The following is a 17,017-nucleotide window of genomic DNA, read 5'->3' as shown; positions in this document are numbered from 1 at the left end:
TTTTAAAATTTTTTCTAGTTATTTCATGTGTTTATCTTGTGTGCTTCATGCCACAAGATGCACAGCTTTTAGAAATCCTTGTAGATTTCACTAAATTTCAGGTAGTTGCTTTCTTATATTCATCTTTTCTTTGTGGGCTTTTGAGTTTCCTAAATTTCTCAATTTGGAAATAACCCATGAATCTTGTAATCGTTGAATCTCCTAACAAATGTTCAAAAATTGGAAGTTATTTAGGATCTGATTTTAAAGTTGTGGCCAGTGTTGGCCATGTGCGGGATCTACCAAGAAAAGGCTTAGGTATTGATATTGCCAATGATTTTGCAATGGAATATTCATTTATTCCTGATGCCAAAGTTAATGACAGAACTTTTGACGGTGGCGAAAAACGTATTGAAAAAATAAAAGCCTTTTTGAATAAAGCAGACAAGATTTATTTAGCTACCGATCCAGACAGGGAAGGTGAAGCTATTTCATGGCATTTAAAAGAATGTTTAGGTCTGGAAGATGGTCAATTTGAACGAATAGAATTTAATGAGATTTCAGAAAAAGCTATTAAAGAAGCCATTAATAATGGGCGTTGTTTAGATTATCAGCTTGTATATGCTCAAGAAGCACGTAGGGCTTTAGATCGTCTGGTGGGCTATCTAGTTTCCCCTATTGCATCTAATCTTATGGGTCAGGTTTCATCTGCGGGGCGGGTACAATCTCCTGCTGTTTTAATCGTTGTCCTTAGAGAAATCGAAATCCAGAAATTCAAAGTTACTAACCACTTTGGCATTAATTTGAGTTTTGATAAAGAGCCTAAAAAATGGATCTCGCAATGGGTTACAACGGATTTTGTAACTGAGGATCAGCCTTATGTTTTAGATCGTTCCTTAGCTGAAGAAGTTGCAAAAACTAAGAAAGTAAAAGTTTTAAACTGCACTGAAAAAACAGAGTATTCAAATGCTCCTTCTCCGTTCTCTACAGCCCTACTTTTACAAGCTGCTAGTGTAGTGTTAGGCTTTAGCCCTCAACAAACAACCAAAGCAGCACAGGCATTATTTGAACAGGGGGCAATTACTTACATTCGGACTGACGGCCTAAACATAGCTGTTGAAAGTGTAGAAGAAATCTTTGCTTATGCTAATGAACATCAATTTTCTTTACCTGAAAAGCCTAATAAGTTTAAGGAAAAAGATGGGGCGCAAAATGCCCATGAAGCAATCCGACCTGTTCACATAATTGATAAAGATCTAGGAAAGTCACCAGAACAAAAAGCTTTATATCAATTGATTTGGGAACGTACTATTTCAAGTCAATTGGCCAAAGCTGAATATAAAGCCGTTACTTTGGAGTTACTGTCTGAAGATGGAAAATATAAGTTCCATGCTAAAAGCCGTGAGTTAATAAAAAAAGGGTGGATGGTTTTTGGTAAAGACTGCCTGAATGAAGATGAAACCGAGCCTTCAGGCGTGGTGCCGGTCTTAGAGGTTGGTTCTGTAGTTGATGTTGAAAGCGGTGAAGTTATTGCAAAACAAACTAAGCCACCAAAACGCTATACAGAAGCTTCACTAATTAAAAAATTGGAAAGTTGCGGGATTGGTCGCCCTTCTACTTATTCATCAATCATGGCCAATATTCTGAATAAGGGCTTTCTGGAGGTAGAAAAGAAAGTCTTAAAACCAACTAAATTAGGGAATGATCTAATTGGTAGTCTGTTAAAAGCTAAGTTTAGCTTTCTGGATCTGCACTATTCAAAAGAGATGGAGTTGCAGCTAGATAAAATTGCATCAGGTGAAACTTCATATAATTCGGTTGTTTCTGCCTTATACACTCAACTTGCTCAAGAGCTAAGTACAGCTTCAAAACTGACAGCTATAAACGCAATACCTTGTCCAAAGTGTAAAAGCCACTTAAAAAAATTTAAGAATACTAAAACCAATCAATTTTTTTGGATTTGTAGCAATGAGGACTGTAAGCACTCGATGGATGACGACAAGGGTAAACCAGTCGAAAAAGTTATTCATTCATGCCCTAAATGTAAAACAGGTCGCTTAAATAAATTCCAAAATTCGCAAACTAAAGAATTTTTTTGGATCTGCAATGATCAGGAATGTAAGCACTCGATGGATGACAAGAAAGGTCAGCCAGTAGAGAAAATCAAATATCCTTGCCCTAAATGCTCAACGCCATTATTCAGATCCAAAAAAGAAGGTAAAGATCCGATCTGGTTCTGTCCTAATCGGGAAACAGATTGCAAAGTCTTTTTGCCTGAAGTTAATAAAAAGCCACTTCTTGAAGTCTATTCATGTCCTCAATGTGCCAGTGATTTAAGACGGATCAATGGGGCAAATGGCTATTTTTGGGGGTGTACCAACTATAAAAATGGGTGCTCCGCTACTTATCCAGATCAAAAAGGTAAGCCAAAATTTGAGGTGAAAAAGTAATGATTGATTTCGTAGTTTTGGCACAACAATGTGCGCCACAAGTTGATGTAAATATTGCGTCTGCAATTGTTAAATCTGAATCCTCATTTAATCCTTTTGCGATAGGGGTTAATCGTGCCGCAGGTCTTAAAAAACAGCCGACTAGCTATGAAGAAGCTGTATCTGTGGCCAAAAGATTAATTAGCCAGGGACGAAATATTGATGTTGGTTTTGCTCAAATTAATAGTGCTAATTTCAAAAGACTAAATCTTAGTGTCGAGCAAGTTTTTGATCCCTGCACTAATCTAAGCGCAATGCAATTTATCTTTAACGACTGCCGAAATAGGGCAAAAGGCAAAGATATTTATAAAGCTATGTCTTGCTATAACACTGGCAACCATTCATCAGGATTTAGAAATGGGTATGTAGCGAAAGTATCAAGAAATTTGAATTATTTTGCTAATGGTTCACTCAATACCATGCCTGTAAAATTCAATCCTCCTTCACCTCCTATGAATAGCTCGGAACAGCTTGCATATTTTGCTACTAATGCAGATATGCCTAACTCCAGTGGATATACCGAAAATACAGAACTTCAAAGCCTTCCAGTAGTGGAGAAACGACCTTCATTTTTCTTAACTAACGGCACATATTTTAAAGAAAAAGAAAAAAGTTTAAAATCTTCTATGATCTTTTAAAATATTTTCAAAAAGTTTAAAACTTAGTGTAATATATTAAATATCTAGTACCAATGAGCAATATTTGATTTTCCAAAAATATTGTTCTTGGTACTTAATGCGCTAGGTCTTAATTGCTTCACTTGGAGAAAATAATGAAAGCAAATCAAACCCAAATAACAACGACTAAAACGACTGGTATCAAAGCAAGCGTATTGATGTTGTTCATGACGTTAATCTCAAGCCCTGCTTTTGCTCAAATCTCAAAAGTTAATACGGTTATGGCTAATGTTCAGTCAGTCTTAGCGGGTGTGGCTGTAACTGTATTTACCATCACTATCATGTGGGCTGGCTTTAAATTGGCTTGGCAACAAGCAAAGTGGTCAGACATTTCTAACATCGTTATTGGGGGCATTTTGGTAGGTGGTGCTGCGGGTATCGCTGCTTGGCTGATTAACTAATGTCGAATTTTTCTGATCCAATTTTCAGGGGTTGCACTCGTCCTGCCATGCTTTTTGGCGTTCCAATGTTGCCTTTTTTGTTGGTGACGGGGGTAGCAATTCTTTTAGCGGGTTGGTCTTTTTATCTACTTAGTGCCTATGTGACTTTATTTATAGCAGCTATTTATGTGCCTATTTACTTCTGGATGCGGGCAATAACAAAAGTAGATGACCAACGATTAAAGCAAGTATTGATGCGGTGGCGCATAAGAGGGAAACAGATCCAGAACCATCAAAAATGGGGAGCAATCTCATTTTCGCCACTTAAATTAAAGAAAAGGAAATAACAATATCATGCGTTCAAAACAGCAAGTTAAAGATAGCGCAAATGCTGAAGTCGCAATTTCAGACTATCTGCCGTTTGGTAATCATGTTTCCAACAATGTTATTAAGCTTAAAAATGGTGAATACATTGCTACATGGAAATTAGAAGGCATTTCGTTTGAAACAGTTGAAGCCGATATTATTAGAATCCGTAAAGAAGGATTAAATAATTTTTATCGTGCTTTAGGTGGCGGTCACTTTGCTGTTTGGACGCATAAGATTCGTAGGGGAGTTAATGAACGTCTAAATGGCGTTTATGAAAATGATTTTATTGCTGATTTTAATGAAAGATATTATCAGCAGTTTCAGGGTGAAAAGAATAAACAGATGGCTACTGAATTGTATTTAACAATTCTTTATCGTCCTGAAATTTCCAGATTAACAAAGATTTTTAAGAGTAAAGCTAGTCGTGATCCAGTAGCCCTGAAAAAGCAGATTAAGCGGGATCTCGATATTTTGGATGATGTAGCCAAACAGGTTGAAGCAAGTCTATATCACTACAATCCAGAACGTCTGGCGACCTATACCAAGAAAGGTTTTGTCTACTCCGAAGTGTGTAATCTGCTTGGTTTTTTAACTAATGGTGTTTGGGAAGAAATCCCTTTAAGACAGGCTAATCTTGATCAATATATTCCAAGTAGTCGCTTGTTCTTTGGTGACAAAAATGGCTATTTACAGATTAAACATCCTGAAGCGCAAAAATATGTAGGCTTTCTGGATATTCAAGAATTTCCACGTTTATCAGAATCAGGAATGTGCAATTCCATCCTGTATGGAAACTATGAATACATTGAAACTCAAAGTTTCACAGTTTATGGCAAGCGTGATGCTGTAGATAAATTAAAAACAATTAAAGGCCAACTAAATTCTGTAGAGGACGTTTCAGATCAAGAGATTCGTGATATTGATCTGGCTATGAGTGAAGCTAATAGCGGGAATTTCCAGTTAGGCGAATATCACTATACGCTTGCGATTTTTGGCGATTCACCAAATCAAGTTGCTCTAAATGTTTCGAGTGCCAGAACTGCTTTATCAGATGAAGCAGGGTTCAAAATGGCTGTAATTGATACTGTTCCTGAATGTGCATGGTTCTCGCAATTAGCGGGTAACTTTAATATGCGTCCAAGAGAAGCATATCTCACAAGCCTAAATTTTTCTGCTTTAAGCCCTTTTCATAACTTCGCAAGAGGTAAGCGTGACGGCAATCCTTGGGGTGAAGCACTAGCTTTATTTAAAACTCCAAGTGGCCAACCATTTTACTTTAATCATCATGTCAGCCCTGATAAGCAAGATTCTACAGATGACAAGATGCCAGGTAATACGTGTGTCATTGGAACAACTGGTGTGGGGAAAACAACCCTAGTCATGGCCATGATGATGTTTGCTTGTAAGTATAAAAATTTGAAGGGTGTTTTCTTTGATAAAGATAGGGGCGCAGAAATTGGGATTAGACGGATTGGGGGTCAATACTATGCCTTAGAGCGTGGTGTACCAACTGGCTTTAATCCGTTGCAGCTACCACCGACTGAAACAAATATTCAGTTTGTAGAAAAGCTTGTAAAAATTCTGGTAGGTGGCGTTCGTAATGCTGCTGAAGATCTGGAAATCAGTCAGGCTGTTCGTACCATTATGCGTGATGATATGCCGTTAGAACTCCGCAGACTTTCAGCTTTATATATGAATCTGAAAGTAAATGGCGGGGGTGATTCGCTTCAGGATCGTTTAGCTAAATGGTGTAACACTGCTGATCATGACGGAAATTTATCTTGGGTATTTGATAATCCATACGATACTCAAGACTTTTCTAAAGCCAAAATGCCAATCTTTGGTTATGACTACACGGAATTTTTGGATGATCCAGAAGTCCGTACACCAATCATGGCCTATCTATTACACATCACAGATTCATTGATTGATGGTAGTCCGTTTATTTATTGGATGGACGAGTTTTGGAAGCCATTAACAGATGAATATTTCAAAGATTTTGCCAAAGATAAGCAGAAAACTATTCGTAAACTGAATGGTCTAGGTGTCTTTATGACGCAATCCCCAAGTGACGTATTAGATTCTGATATTGGTAAAACAATGGTTGAACAAAGCGTTACTCAAATCTTTTTACCTAATCCTCGTGCTGATTACGATGACTATGTAAACGGCTTTAAGGTCACTCCGCAAGAATTTGAAATTATTAAAGAGCTAGAAGAAAACTCACGCATGTTCTTAGTTAAGCAGGGTAGCCGTTCCGCACTCTGTAAAATGGATCTAGGTGAAATGCGTGACGTTTTACAGATTATTTCAGGCTCTAAGGACAATGTGGAATTGCTCGAAAATCTCATGAATGAAGTTGGTGAAGATCCTAACGATTGGGGCGAACTTTTCTTACAACGGATCGCAGAACGTAAAAAATTAATTTCAGAAAAAGGAGTTGCTTAGTCATGACTAAGTTTTTAGCACTATCAAGTTTGTTAGTTATTTCTACTTTAACAACTGCATGTTCCGATGAAAAGGAACAGGTTAAACAGTTAAAAGGAGAAGTGAAAGCTGCACAACAACTGAACCCTCAAGACTTAACTGCTGAACAGCAAGAAGAACTGAAGCAGCGCAAGGATAGAGCATCCCAAAAGGGCAATATTCTTGATGAATATGATCCTTCTGCACTTGAAAAACCAATAGAACCAGAAACTAAAAAAGGATCGGGAAATATCCTCGATGGATATAACCCAGATTCAAAATAATTAAGTATTCATAGGGGATTGCAATGGCAATTATTACTACATTAGAAACAAAAATTGATTCTCTATTAGCAAGTTACGTGACAGGTGTTAGTAGTAATATCGCTTCTGCAATTGTTCCTATAGCTTTGACTGCTGCAACAATTTATATCCTAATCATTGGCTACAATATTGCGACTGGTGCTCAAGAAGATTCTATTTATACCGCTTTATGGAAGTTTTTTAAGATCGCTTTTGTTGGTGGAATTGCTTTAAGTGCGGGAGTCTATCAATCCTTTGTTGTTGAAGCTATTAACGGATTAGCTATCGGATTAATTCAGATTGTTAGTCCAGGCGGTGAAACTTCGCTGGGTGCTTTACTGGATCAAGTGAGTGTGCCGTGGGGTGAATTAATCCAAAAATTAGGTGAGGAAGCTCAATCTGCTTCTGGTGTTTTTCCTGATATTGGTTTGTATTTATCTGCTGCTGTTGTTTCTGTTGCTCAATTCTTATTGTTCTTTATTGGCACTGGTCTATATCTGCTTGCAAAAATCAGTCTGCAACTATGTTTAGGGGTCGGTCCAATATTCATTCTTTGTGCAATGTTTCCTGCTACACAAAAATATTTTGAAAGTTGGCTTTCCCAAACTTTGAGCTATGTTTTCACCATAGGCTTTATCACAGCAATTATCAGTATGCTCTTTGCCTTCGTTTCAGGCATGTGTACGCAAATCGCTAATAACTTTGATTCGGGTGACATTCTTACTTCTGTAGTTTCCCTCTGTATTGTTGCGGGAACTATTGTAGTGATCATGTGGAATATTCCAACGATGGCTTCAGCCATTACAGGTGGGGCAGGTGTTCAAGGTGTTGGTCGTGCTGTAGCTCAAGCTATTACTAAAGGTGGTGGCGGTAATAATTCAAAATCTGACAGTGCTTCATCTACTTCTACCACTGGAGGAAGTGTTCAAGGGAATTCTAGCAGCTCTAATAATTCTAATAGCTCGAATACAGGAGGATCTAAGCCGTTATATCAACGACATACTCTCTCTAACCTCAAAAGAAACAAATAGGAATTTTTCTAATGAAAAAACAATTGTTAGCTTTGGGTTTAGGTTCATCTTTGTTTATTAGCGGTCAAGCCAAAGCAGGTATTCCTGTCATTGACGGTGCTAACCTTGCTCAAGCTGTTCAAAATATGGTGGCTTGGGGTGAGCAATACAATCAGATGGTGAACCAGATCCAACAGGCAAAACAGCAATATGACTCCATTACTGGTATTCGTGGTTTCGGTGATGCTGTCAATAATCCATATCTTAAAGACGTGATTCCAAGTGATGTTGCTGACATTTATAAAGGTATCCAACAAGGCGGTGTCAATGGTATGACTTCAGCAGCTAGAAACATTCGTGATGCCACAATGGTTTATGACTGTGCTTCTAGAACTGGCCAGAACTATAAAACCTGTCAAGCTGCATTAAATAACAATGCACAAACACAGGCTTTAAATCAGCAAGCGTTAGGTGTTGCGGATCTGCGTACTGAGCAAATTGATAATCTGCGTAAACAGATCAATAACACTACTGATGCTAAAGCTATCGCTGAGTTACAGGCTAGGATTCAAGCGGAACAGTCACAAGTTGCTAATGATGCAAACCGAATTACTTTGATGCAGGCGCAAGCGCAAGCGCAAAAAGATGCAGCACAACAGCTTGAAATTGAAAGCCGATTAAAACGTGCTGCCCAAAAAGGCAACATTCTTGACGGCTACTCTGGTAACTAAACTTTTAAAAAAAATACCCATTTCTTTTGAAATGGGTATTTTTTTTCAATTTTTCAGAAAACATTGAATTTATAAAACCAAAATATATTATTTTGGTTTACGATTTTTATATTTTTTGGCATACTTAGAGAAATAACTCTAATAGGGTCTATCGGGTCTATCATGAACAAACTTAAAAAAGTATCTGCTGCTGAAGAAGCAAAAAGCTATGAAAAAGCTATGGATTGGGAAGCAGATCTTATTGCGATGCGGGCTAAGTCAGAACGTAAAGCTTGGACTATTGCAAAAGTAGCGGTGGGCGTGGCCGTCTTAGAAGCCATTGGATTAGTGACATTAGCTCCAATGCGCCAGACTGTACCTGTTGTTTTCACAGTAGATAAAGCTCAAGGAAATGTTGAATACGTGGGCGTTGTTGATGATCAGCAAGTAAAAGGCAAACAAGAATTAATTGATAAAAATAACATTACTCGCTATGTAACCGCCCGTGAGAGTTATTTCTATCCGTTATTACAGCCAGATTATGATTTAGTCATGACTATGAGCAGTAATCAGGTCGGTAATGACTTTGCTTCACTCTATGAAGGTGATAGCGCAAGAGATAAAAAGTACGGCAAAAAATATGAATTAAAAGTTGATGTGATTTCTGTCCAGACTAATCAGGATGAAACAGGTTTTACCGCTAGTGTCCGCTTCACTAAGACTTTGCATTCAGTCGAAGCTAATCGTGATGAACAGCCACAATATTATATTGCAAGTATTCGATATGAATATGCTCCGAACAATCTAAATAAACTGGTAGAAAAAGATCTAATTAAAAATCCATTCGGCTTTAAGGTCGTGGGCTATCGTGTCGATCCTGAACTATCTCCTAACAGACCTGTAGCGCAAGCTGCGGTTGTTGAACCTAGTCAGCAAGTCTATGTTCCGATTCAACAAGGCGGGGCTGCTGTTCAGCCACAAGCTCAACAAGGAATGTAAAGGATCATTACATGAAAAAATTAATTCTTGCTTTGGGTTTGGCTGTGCATGGGATCTCTTATGCAGCAATTACGCCTAAAGCTATGCCTACCGATTCACGTATTAGAACAATCAATTATGTTCCTAATGATGTTTATCGAATTACTGTCAAAAAAGGCACTGTAACCCGCATTGTATTAGGTGAAGGTGAAAGAATTTTAGAGCGTGGTGCTGCTACTGGATACCCTTCAGACTGTGAAAAGGATGACACCAATTGGTGTATTTTTGCGGATACTGGATCAAATTTAGTATGGGTGAAGCCAAAGGATAAGGCTACTCGGAATAACTTAGAGTTACGCACTAATAAGCGTGATTATAGTTTTGATTTTCAAGTTCTAAATAATGCCAAAGAAAAACCGATGTATCGTGTTGTCTTTAAATACCCACAAGAAGAAGAAAAACGTAAACAGCAAGAAGCTCAACGCTATAAAGCTTATACAGCACAATTAAAAGAAGAAAGCCAGCTTACTGAATTTTTGGTTTTACAGCATCGTTTAGCCAATGCTGCGCCTATCCCTAAAAATTGGAATTATCGTCAAGCTGCAAACAGAAAAGGGAAGCATTTTGTTCCAGAAATGCTATTTGATGACGGTCGTTTTACCTATATGCGTTTTAAAGGAAATACTGATATTCCAGTCGTATTTATTGACGGTACGGAAGGGGAAGAAAAAGTTAATTTCCATATCAGTAAAGAAGATCCAAAACTTTTGATTGTTGAAGCTCTAGCTAAAAAATTTGTTTTACGTCAAGGAAAAGGCGTAGTGAGTATTTTCAATGAATCTTATGATCCTGTCGGTGTTGCTCCTCAAGATGGCACTACTGTAGAGGGTGTTAAACGTGTCATTACTGGGGATATGAACTAATGAATATTAATGATCAAAAACCATTAGATGATCAAAAAGCTCCTGATGAAGAATTTAAAGAATCAGAAAATGGCATTGTGTCTGTCAATGAACGTGGGGATCAGGAAGATGGAAAAGGTAAAAAAATAGCGTTTATTGCAGTTATGGCGGTACTTTTTACAGTTATAGCGGTCTTTGCCTATAACTTTTTTTCAGATAGTAGTGATGCTGAAGAAGCAGCTCAATTAAAAGAAAGTCAGATTGATCCAAGCCTAGATGCTTCAGCTAAAAGACGGGATTTTACTAATACTGATCCTGTTCCAATGGATGCAGGTCAAAATGCTCAATTTCAAAGCATCGATGCCTGTCAAGATAAAAGTATTCCTAGACAGCTAACAGACAATAACGGCAATGCTTTAACTTATAACGGAATGTTGGTTTTTCAATGCCAAAATGGTCAGCAGATTTTAAGACAGCCTGAAGCTGCGCCAGTAGTTGAACAGCAAGCAGCAAATCAACCTGTAGTAATTCAGCCACAGCCACAACAACAAGCTCAATATGTACCTTTAAATAATGGAAGCCGTTACGGTGGCGGTATCTTTGTCAATTCTTCACAACAAGGCGGGGCGGTTGGTCAGCCGTCAAGCATGAATCAACAAGCAGCTTATAACCAAGTAACAGGCATGATGAAACAGTTTGAACAGGATCAGAATAGTAATAGCCGTTCTGGTAATTTCTCTGGATCTGGTTTGATGTCTTTAGCGAATGATGATGAACCTATGCAGCAGCATCAGCCACAACAAGCTACAACTAACATGGCCAATCATTCCTCTAATAAAGTCCAGGCTAGGTTTATTGGGGATCGAAATTACTTAATTGCTAAAGGTCGTGTAATCCGTTGCAACCTGTCAGTTAAAGTCGTTTCAGAAATTGGCGGTATGGCTTCATGTGTCCTTCCACAACCTGTTTATTCTGATAATGGTCGTGTAGTCCTTGCTGAAGCGGGATCTGAAGTCATTGGAGAATACAAAAGTATTGCAGCACAAGGGCAAAGACGTTTAGGTATCATCTGGTCACGCTTAAAAACTCCGCATGGTGTTATTGTCGATATTGATTCTCCCGCAGCAGACCATTTAGGAACAGGTGGTTTAAGTGGTCGAGTAGATAACCGTTGGGGGGCACGTATCGGTGCAGCGTTTATGCTTTCTTTAGTTCAAGACGCTATTGCTTACGGTATTTCTAAAGAAACAGGCGGGAACAATAGCACTCCTTATATGCTTCAAAACACTTCAGACATGGGTAAATCAATGGCTGAAACAGTGTTGAATGAAACAATCAATATCAAGCCAACAATTTATAAAAATCAGGGTGATGTAGCTTCAATTTACGTGGCCAAAGATATTGATTTCAGAGGTGTGTATGAACTCCGCGCAAAATAATGTTTTAAGCAAGGATGTAATGGTTAGACAGCTATTACTTCCATTAGAAAAATTCTTAAAAACTAAAGGGGTGACTGAAATTGCAATTAACGCACCTAACGAAGTTTGGACTGAATCTAATAAAGGATGGGAAAAGCATTCTATAAATCTGGAAATGGCGCAAATAACAGCTTTAGCTAATGTTATTGCTACCTATACCAATCAACGGATTGGCCAAGAAAACCCTATATTATCTGCTCAATTGCCTGATGGAGAGCGTATTCAGATTGTTCTACCGCCAGCCATTGAAAATGGAACGGTATCAATGACAATCCGTATTCCTGACGAGTCAAACCGATCATTTCAGGAATATAAAGATCAAGGCTTTTTTGACCACTTCAGATATGGGAAATCTAAAGAGTTTGAGCAGTTTAAACCTGTATTACGTACTGAAGATATTAAGCTAGTCCAGTTTTTAGAAAACAAAGATCTTGAGGGATTTTTTAAATTCGCTGTTCAATGTAAGAAAAATATTGCAGTTGTTGGTGATACTGGTTCTGGTAAAACCACTTTCATGAAGGCAATTTGTCAGTACATTCCTAAAGATGAACGTCTTGTCACTATTGAAGATGTACGTGAACTTTTTGTTCCACATGAAAACAAGGTTCACCTACTTTATTCTAAAGGTGGTCAAGGTAAAGCTAAGGTAACTCCATCTGATCTGATCGCTAGTAATATGCGTATGAAGCCAGACCGTGTATTACTTGCTGAATTACGTGGTGGAGAAGCTTTTGACTTTCTGAAATTGCTTACAACTGGTCACAGTGGATCTATTACAAGTTATCACGCTGAAAGCTGTTCACTGGCTTATGATCGCTATGTCTTTATGTGCAAAGAACATGAACAAGCAAATATCTACGATGCCACTACACTAAAGGAATTAGTTGCTTTAACCATTGATATTATTGTTCATGTTGAAGTGAAGAAAAAATACGATGATGAAAGTAATTTAATAGGTAAAGAACGCTTTATTTCTGAAATCAAATTTGATCCTGTTTCTAAAGTTAAGGCTCAATTTGGTGATGCTGAAATTATTGTCGGGGATCGAGCATGAATAAAAAGATCCTGATTCTACTCCTTGCGATTTTTCTAGCGGTCGTTGGTTTCTTTATTACTAAATATCTGGCCGGTGTTCTTTATTACTTAGCTAATAAGACCAATCCATTTCCTGAAGTGAATCTGACAACGTGGGGGTATTATTGGGATTTATATGCACACAATGTACCTGCACAAAAGAAAAAGCTGCAAGGTGCCTTGATCGCTGCACTATTTATCACTTTTGTTCTCCCTGCTTTAGTAATTGCTAGTCTGTTTAATAAAAAACAGTCGTTACATGGTGATGCCAGATTTGCCACAACAAAAGAAATTCAGAAATCTGGATTGATGGGAAATAAGGGAATTTTAGTAGGAAAATATCATAATAAATATTTAATGCTTGGCGGTCAGCAATTTGTACTTCTGGCTGCTCCGACACGAAGCGGTAAAGGTGTAGCGATTGTTATTCCTAACCTTCTAAACTATTCGGATAGTGTAGTTGTATTGGATTTAAAGCTTGAAAACTTCCTATTAACTTCTAAATTTCGTGCTAAGAATGGACAGAAAGTTTATCTATTCAGCCCATTTTCTGAAGATCTAAAATCTCACAAATGGAATCCATTTGATACCGTTAGTCATGACGAAAATTTTAGAGTAGGTGAAATTCTTGCTATTGGTCGAAGCTTCTACCCTGTGACTGGTGATGCTAAAACCGATTTCTGGAATGACAATGCTAATAACTTATTTCTTGGCCTAGCCCTATATCTATTTGAAACTGAAGATCTGCCTGTAACTATGGGCGAGGTTTTAAGACAGAGTTCAGGTAAAGGTAAGCCAATTCAGGATCATATTAGATCTATTATTGATGAAAGAGCACAAAGTGATAAACCGCTTAGTGATACTTGCCTAGATGCTTTAAACCGTTTTTTAAGTTCACCAGACAATACGCTCGGTAACATCATTTCTACTTTTACCTCACCTTTAACGATTTTTGCGAACCCGATTGTAGACGCTGCAACTTCATCAAGTGACTTTAAACTTGAAGATGTACGCAGACAAAGAATGTCTATCTATTTTGGTGTTCAACCAAACCGTTTAGGGGATGCTAAGAACTTAATCAATTTGTTCTATTCACTCTTAATTGATGTGAATCTAAAAACACTGCCACAACAAGATTCATCTTTGAAATATCAGTGCTTAGTCGTGAATGATGAAGCAACGGCTGTTGGTAAAGTCGCGAAAATTGCAGATGCTAACTCGTTTATCGCGGGTTATAACATTCGTTTATTAACAATTATTCAATCTATTGGCCAGCTAGAGGACGTTTATAAAACCCAAACTAGGGGGCTTGTGACTAACCATGCTTTGCAAATCGTTTATCCGCCTAGAGAACAACGTGATGCCAATGAATATAGTGAAATGCTTGGCTATTTCACTTTCAAAGCAAAATCTAAAGGCCAAAGCCGTTCTATGGCATGGGGTCAAGGTGGCTCTAATTCAGAAAATGAATCAGATCAAAGACGAGCTTTAATGCTCCCTCAAGAGTTAAAAGAATTGTCGCAAGATAAAGAAATTATCTTTATGGAAAATACAAAACCTATCATGTGTGAAAAGGCTAAGTATTTTAATGACAGTGCTTTTGTGGATCGCCTAAAGTCCGTTTCTCCTAGCATGAAAGCAATTAAAGGTTTTCCAACTCACAAGCAATTAGAAAAAATTGCCTTTGAGGATCTGGAACTTTCAATTCCTATTCCTGATTTAGACGTAAAGCTGCATAAGGCAAAAATTGAAAAACGTATAACTGAAATTACTACAGTAGAACAGGCTGAACAGATAGATATTTCTAGCTTAGTTATCCCTGAATTTAAGTTAGATCAAACAGTTTTTGAAGACCCAGAAAATCCACAACCTGAAGAATGTCTACAAGTGGTCGATCAATTCTTTGGGGCTTTTGAATGGGAAGAAGATACTGAAGCGCAAAATATTGTCGATGACTTCTTTAGCCAGGTGGAAGCTAGTGCTGAAAATCCAATAGAAAACCTAATTGCAGTAGATGAACCAGAACAAACGGAAAACCTTATTGCAGTTGATGACACTGAATTTAGTCATGACGAAATGGAAAATCTGGTTGCAGCAGATGAATCAGATCCTCTGGCCATGATTGCAGAAATGGAAAATCTGGTTGCAGTAGATGAACCAGAACAAATGGAAAACCTTGTTGCAGCAGATGAATCAGATCCTCTGGCCATGATTGCAGAAATGGAAAATCTAGTTGCAGTAGATGAACCAGAACAAATGGAAAACCTTGTTGCAGCAGATGAATCAGATCCTCTGGCCATGATTGCAGAAATGGAAAATCTGGTTGCAGTAGATGAATCAGAACAAGCGGAAAATCTAGTTGCAGCCGATGAAGGTCAAAACGGATCTATAGAAAATTCAGATATTGATGACGTTTATCAGGCGTTTTCAGACCAAGTTAATTCTAAATAAGGAAACTATCATGAAAAAAATCTCTCTTACATTAATCAGCCTTGCCCTATCTTTTTCAGTTGTGGGCTGTACTTCAAATAAAGCCGTGACCAGTCCTAATGGCTTTTCATCTAAAGCGGTTAATCAGCCTGACACTGTAAAAAACTATATGCAAAGCATAGCTGTATATCAGCAAAATAAAGATTTAAGCACTGAAACTGAAAGACAAATTGCACTTCTAACAGACAAATATATTCAAACCAAAATGATTATTGACGAAGCAGCACGTCGCCAAAATATTTCTAATCAATAAGGACTTGATCATGACTGAAGCAAACAAGGTCGATAAACCTAGTTTTAATAAAGAACAAACAGGCTATACCAAACTTGGCCAGACGTTAGAAACAAATCAAGCTGAAGTCAATTCGATTGAAAAAGCTGAAAATATAGATATTTCAAAAAGCACAAAAGGTATTAATCAAGATCCTGAAGAAACTAAGGTAACTGATACCAAAAAGCTAAAAGCTGATGACAGTAAAGAATCTAGTGAAGAAGGCATACCTAAAGCATTGCTCAATAAATATTATGTGGTAGATGACAAATATCACTTTAAAGGTAATCCTGAAAAAGTAGCTTTTGAAGATTCTGGAAAAGCTTTAAAAACCACAATTGATGATAAACATATTGCTGCTTCAATGGTGGAGGTAGCAAAAGCTAAAAAATGGGAAACAATACAGGTTAAAGGCTCTGAAGAATTTAAACGGAATGTATGGCTAGAAGCTTCAATGAAGGGCATGACAGTAAAGGGTTATGAACCTCGTGATATTGATCTAGCCTTGCTCAATGACATGAAAAAAGAACAAGGTAAAGAGGTAGTTCCCAATACTATTGAAAAGGGTAATGAACGCCAGAAAGAGAAGCCTTTAAATGAGAAGGATAAAGTAGATCCAGCACAGGAACGGAAGGAAAAAATTAATAACCTGTCAGAACAGGAAAAAGCTTTACTGACAGTTTTTGATAAAAAAATGAAAGCTGACGGCTTCACAGAAAAGCAGCGCACAGCCAGTATAGACGTTGCGGTTGAACAGCTTAATCAGAAAAAAATGCACGTTGGCAAATTAGTAGATCATGGTGCAGCACCTTATAAGCATGATCCTAAGAATAACAGCAGCTACTACGCCACTATTGAAAATAGTAAAGGTGAAAAAAATACAATCTGGGCGAAGGATCTGGAACGTACTTTGAAAGAAAAAAATATCATTAAGAATGATGATATTGTCCTGACCTATAGAGGATCGAACAAAGTCGAAGTGAATACTAAAGAAATTGATCCTAAAACTGGACTGCCAACAGGCGCAAGAGTTCAAACATTGGCAAATAAAGGGAAGTGGGAAGCTCAAAGCTTGAGTAAATTGAAAGAAACAACTGAAAAAGCTTTAACCAAAAATGATAAAACTAAGCTTCAGATTCAACATAATGCCGATATTCAAAATCAGAAATTTCATAAGCCAAAATTAACGGCTTATGATGCCAATGCTCCAAAACAGCAGCCAGTACAGCAGCCACAAGTTAAAACTCAAGAGAGAAACAAAAATAAAGATATATCTCGATAATCTAGGCCACGAAAACACCCATTAAGGGTGTTTTTTTATATCCCGCTACTAGATCAAATGGGAGCAGTTTATTTTCTGCGGTCGCCATTTAAAAAGCACAGCTTTTTAAAGCTCACTTGAAAATCAACGGTAATCAGGGAAGAGAAAATTTAACTGATTG

At 37.7% G+C, this 17,017-nt stretch carries 15 protein-coding genes; all 15 read left to right on the top strand.

Translation table 11 applies throughout. The annotated features are described in order from the left end of the window. Positions 1-176: 176 nt before the first annotated feature. The 15 genes from topA (at position 177) to F893_RS15610 (ending at position 16,857) form a co-directional block, all read left to right on the top strand. Positions 177-2,429: a type I DNA topoisomerase gene (topA, locus tag F893_RS15680; protein WP_005253290.1), complete on the top strand. Its 2,253-nt coding sequence runs from the start codon at positions 177-179 to the stop codon at positions 2,427-2,429. Then, positions 2,429-3,106, top strand: a complete 678-nt coding sequence (locus tag F893_RS15675) for a lytic transglycosylase domain-containing protein (RefSeq protein WP_005253288.1) — start codon at positions 2,429-2,431, stop codon at positions 3,104-3,106. The genes topA and F893_RS15675 overlap by 1 nt, the downstream gene beginning before the upstream one ends. Positions 3,107-3,240: 134 nt before the next feature. Continuing rightward, positions 3,241-3,546 (top strand): TrbC/VirB2 family protein, encoded by a 306-nt coding sequence (locus F893_RS15670; RefSeq protein ID WP_004644768.1) that lies wholly within the window; start codon positions 3,241-3,243, stop codon positions 3,544-3,546. Then, positions 3,546-3,872 carry a VirB3 family type IV secretion system protein gene (locus F893_RS15665; RefSeq protein WP_005407440.1) on the top strand — a complete coding sequence of 109 codons (327 nt, stop codon included), beginning with the start codon at positions 3,546-3,548 and terminating at the stop codon, positions 3,870-3,872. The genes F893_RS15670 and F893_RS15665 overlap by 1 nt, the downstream gene beginning before the upstream one ends. 7 nt (positions 3,873-3,879) lie before the next feature. Further along, a complete protein-coding gene (locus tag F893_RS15660; RefSeq protein WP_005253287.1) occupies positions 3,880-6,342 on the top strand; it encodes a VirB4 family type IV secretion/conjugal transfer ATPase in 2,463 nt (820 codons plus the stop codon). 2 nt (positions 6,343-6,344) lie between these two features. Next, positions 6,345-6,644: a hypothetical protein gene (locus tag F893_RS15655; protein ID WP_005253286.1), complete on the top strand. Its 300-nt coding sequence runs from the start codon at positions 6,345-6,347 to the stop codon at positions 6,642-6,644. 23 nt (positions 6,645-6,667) lie between these two features. Then, positions 6,668-7,693 (top strand): TrbL/VirB6 family protein, encoded by a 1,026-nt coding sequence (locus tag F893_RS15650; RefSeq protein WP_005253285.1) that lies wholly within the window; start codon positions 6,668-6,670, stop codon positions 7,691-7,693. Between the two features lie 11 nt (positions 7,694-7,704). Beyond that, a complete protein-coding gene (gene virB5, locus F893_RS15645) occupies positions 7,705-8,403 on the top strand; it encodes a P-type DNA transfer protein VirB5 (protein ID WP_005253284.1) in 699 nt (232 codons plus the stop codon). A 162-nt stretch (positions 8,404-8,565) separates the two neighbouring features. After that, on the top strand, positions 8,566-9,381 hold the full coding sequence (locus tag F893_RS15640; protein ID WP_004644763.1) for a VirB8 family type IV secretion system protein: 816 nt from the start codon (positions 8,566-8,568) through the stop codon (positions 9,379-9,381). Positions 9,382-9,392: 11 nt separating this feature from the next. Further along, positions 9,393-10,283, top strand: a complete 891-nt coding sequence (locus F893_RS15635; protein ID WP_005253282.1) for a TrbG/VirB9 family P-type conjugative transfer protein — start codon at positions 9,393-9,395, stop codon at positions 10,281-10,283. Then, positions 10,283-11,701 carry a type IV secretion system protein VirB10 gene (gene virB10 / locus F893_RS15630; protein ID WP_005253266.1) on the top strand — a complete coding sequence of 473 codons (1,419 nt, stop codon included), beginning with the start codon at positions 10,283-10,285 and terminating at the stop codon, positions 11,699-11,701. The genes F893_RS15635 and virB10 overlap by 1 nt, the downstream gene beginning before the upstream one ends. After that, entirely contained in the window at positions 11,682-12,794 is a 1,113-nt protein-coding gene (gene virB11, locus F893_RS15625) for a P-type DNA transfer ATPase VirB11 (protein ID WP_005253250.1), read from the top strand. Before virB10 ends, virB11 begins: the two co-directional genes overlap by 20 nt. Continuing rightward, complete coding sequence (locus tag F893_RS15620; protein ID WP_005253249.1) at positions 12,791-15,265, top strand: type IV secretory system conjugative DNA transfer family protein; 2,475 nt, start codon at positions 12,791-12,793, stop codon at positions 15,263-15,265. The genes virB11 and F893_RS15620 overlap by 4 nt, the downstream gene beginning before the upstream one ends. A 10-nt stretch (positions 15,266-15,275) precedes the next feature. Then, entirely contained in the window at positions 15,276-15,557 is a 282-nt protein-coding gene (locus tag F893_RS15615) for a hypothetical protein (RefSeq protein WP_005248700.1), read from the top strand. Positions 15,558-15,567: 10 nt separating this feature from the next. After that, positions 15,568-16,857: an LPD7 domain-containing protein gene (locus F893_RS15610; RefSeq protein WP_005253246.1), complete on the top strand. Its 1,290-nt coding sequence runs from the start codon at positions 15,568-15,570 to the stop codon at positions 16,855-16,857. Positions 16,858-17,017 lie beyond the last annotated feature (160 nt).

The organism is Acinetobacter sp. CIP 102136 (genome assembly GCF_000369685.1).
Taxonomy (GTDB): Bacteria; Pseudomonadota; Gammaproteobacteria; order Pseudomonadales; family Moraxellaceae; genus Acinetobacter; species Acinetobacter fasciculus.
The sequence above is the reverse complement of the archived record's forward strand: the minus strand, read 5'-3'. Positions and strand labels throughout refer to the sequence as shown.

Excerpts from the sequence above, each read along its gene's own strand:
- topA (WP_005253290.1), top strand. The coding sequence starts at position 177 with ATGAATCTTGTAATCGTTGAATCTCCTAACAAATGTTCAAAAATTGGA.
- F893_RS15675 (WP_005253288.1), top strand. The coding sequence starts at position 2,429 with ATGATTGATTTCGTAGTTTTGGCACAACAATGTGCGCCACAAGTTGAT.
- F893_RS15670 (WP_004644768.1), top strand. The coding sequence starts at position 3,241 with ATGAAAGCAAATCAAACCCAAATAACAACGACTAAAACGACTGGTATC.
- F893_RS15665 (WP_005407440.1), top strand. The coding sequence starts at position 3,546 with ATGTCGAATTTTTCTGATCCAATTTTCAGGGGTTGCACTCGTCCTGCC.
- F893_RS15660 (WP_005253287.1), top strand. The coding sequence starts at position 3,880 with ATGCGTTCAAAACAGCAAGTTAAAGATAGCGCAAATGCTGAAGTCGCA.
- F893_RS15655 (WP_005253286.1), top strand. The coding sequence starts at position 6,345 with ATGACTAAGTTTTTAGCACTATCAAGTTTGTTAGTTATTTCTACTTTA.
- F893_RS15650 (WP_005253285.1), top strand. The coding sequence starts at position 6,668 with ATGGCAATTATTACTACATTAGAAACAAAAATTGATTCTCTATTAGCA.
- virB5 (WP_005253284.1), top strand. The coding sequence starts at position 7,705 with ATGAAAAAACAATTGTTAGCTTTGGGTTTAGGTTCATCTTTGTTTATT.
- F893_RS15640 (WP_004644763.1), top strand. The coding sequence starts at position 8,566 with ATGAACAAACTTAAAAAAGTATCTGCTGCTGAAGAAGCAAAAAGCTAT.
- F893_RS15635 (WP_005253282.1), top strand. The coding sequence starts at position 9,393 with ATGAAAAAATTAATTCTTGCTTTGGGTTTGGCTGTGCATGGGATCTCT.
- virB10 (WP_005253266.1), top strand. The coding sequence starts at position 10,283 with ATGAATATTAATGATCAAAAACCATTAGATGATCAAAAAGCTCCTGAT.
- virB11 (WP_005253250.1), top strand. The coding sequence starts at position 11,682 with ATGAACTCCGCGCAAAATAATGTTTTAAGCAAGGATGTAATGGTTAGA.
- F893_RS15620 (WP_005253249.1), top strand. The coding sequence starts at position 12,791 with ATGAATAAAAAGATCCTGATTCTACTCCTTGCGATTTTTCTAGCGGTC.
- F893_RS15615 (WP_005248700.1), top strand. The coding sequence starts at position 15,276 with ATGAAAAAAATCTCTCTTACATTAATCAGCCTTGCCCTATCTTTTTCA.
- F893_RS15610 (WP_005253246.1), top strand. The coding sequence starts at position 15,568 with ATGACTGAAGCAAACAAGGTCGATAAACCTAGTTTTAATAAAGAACAA.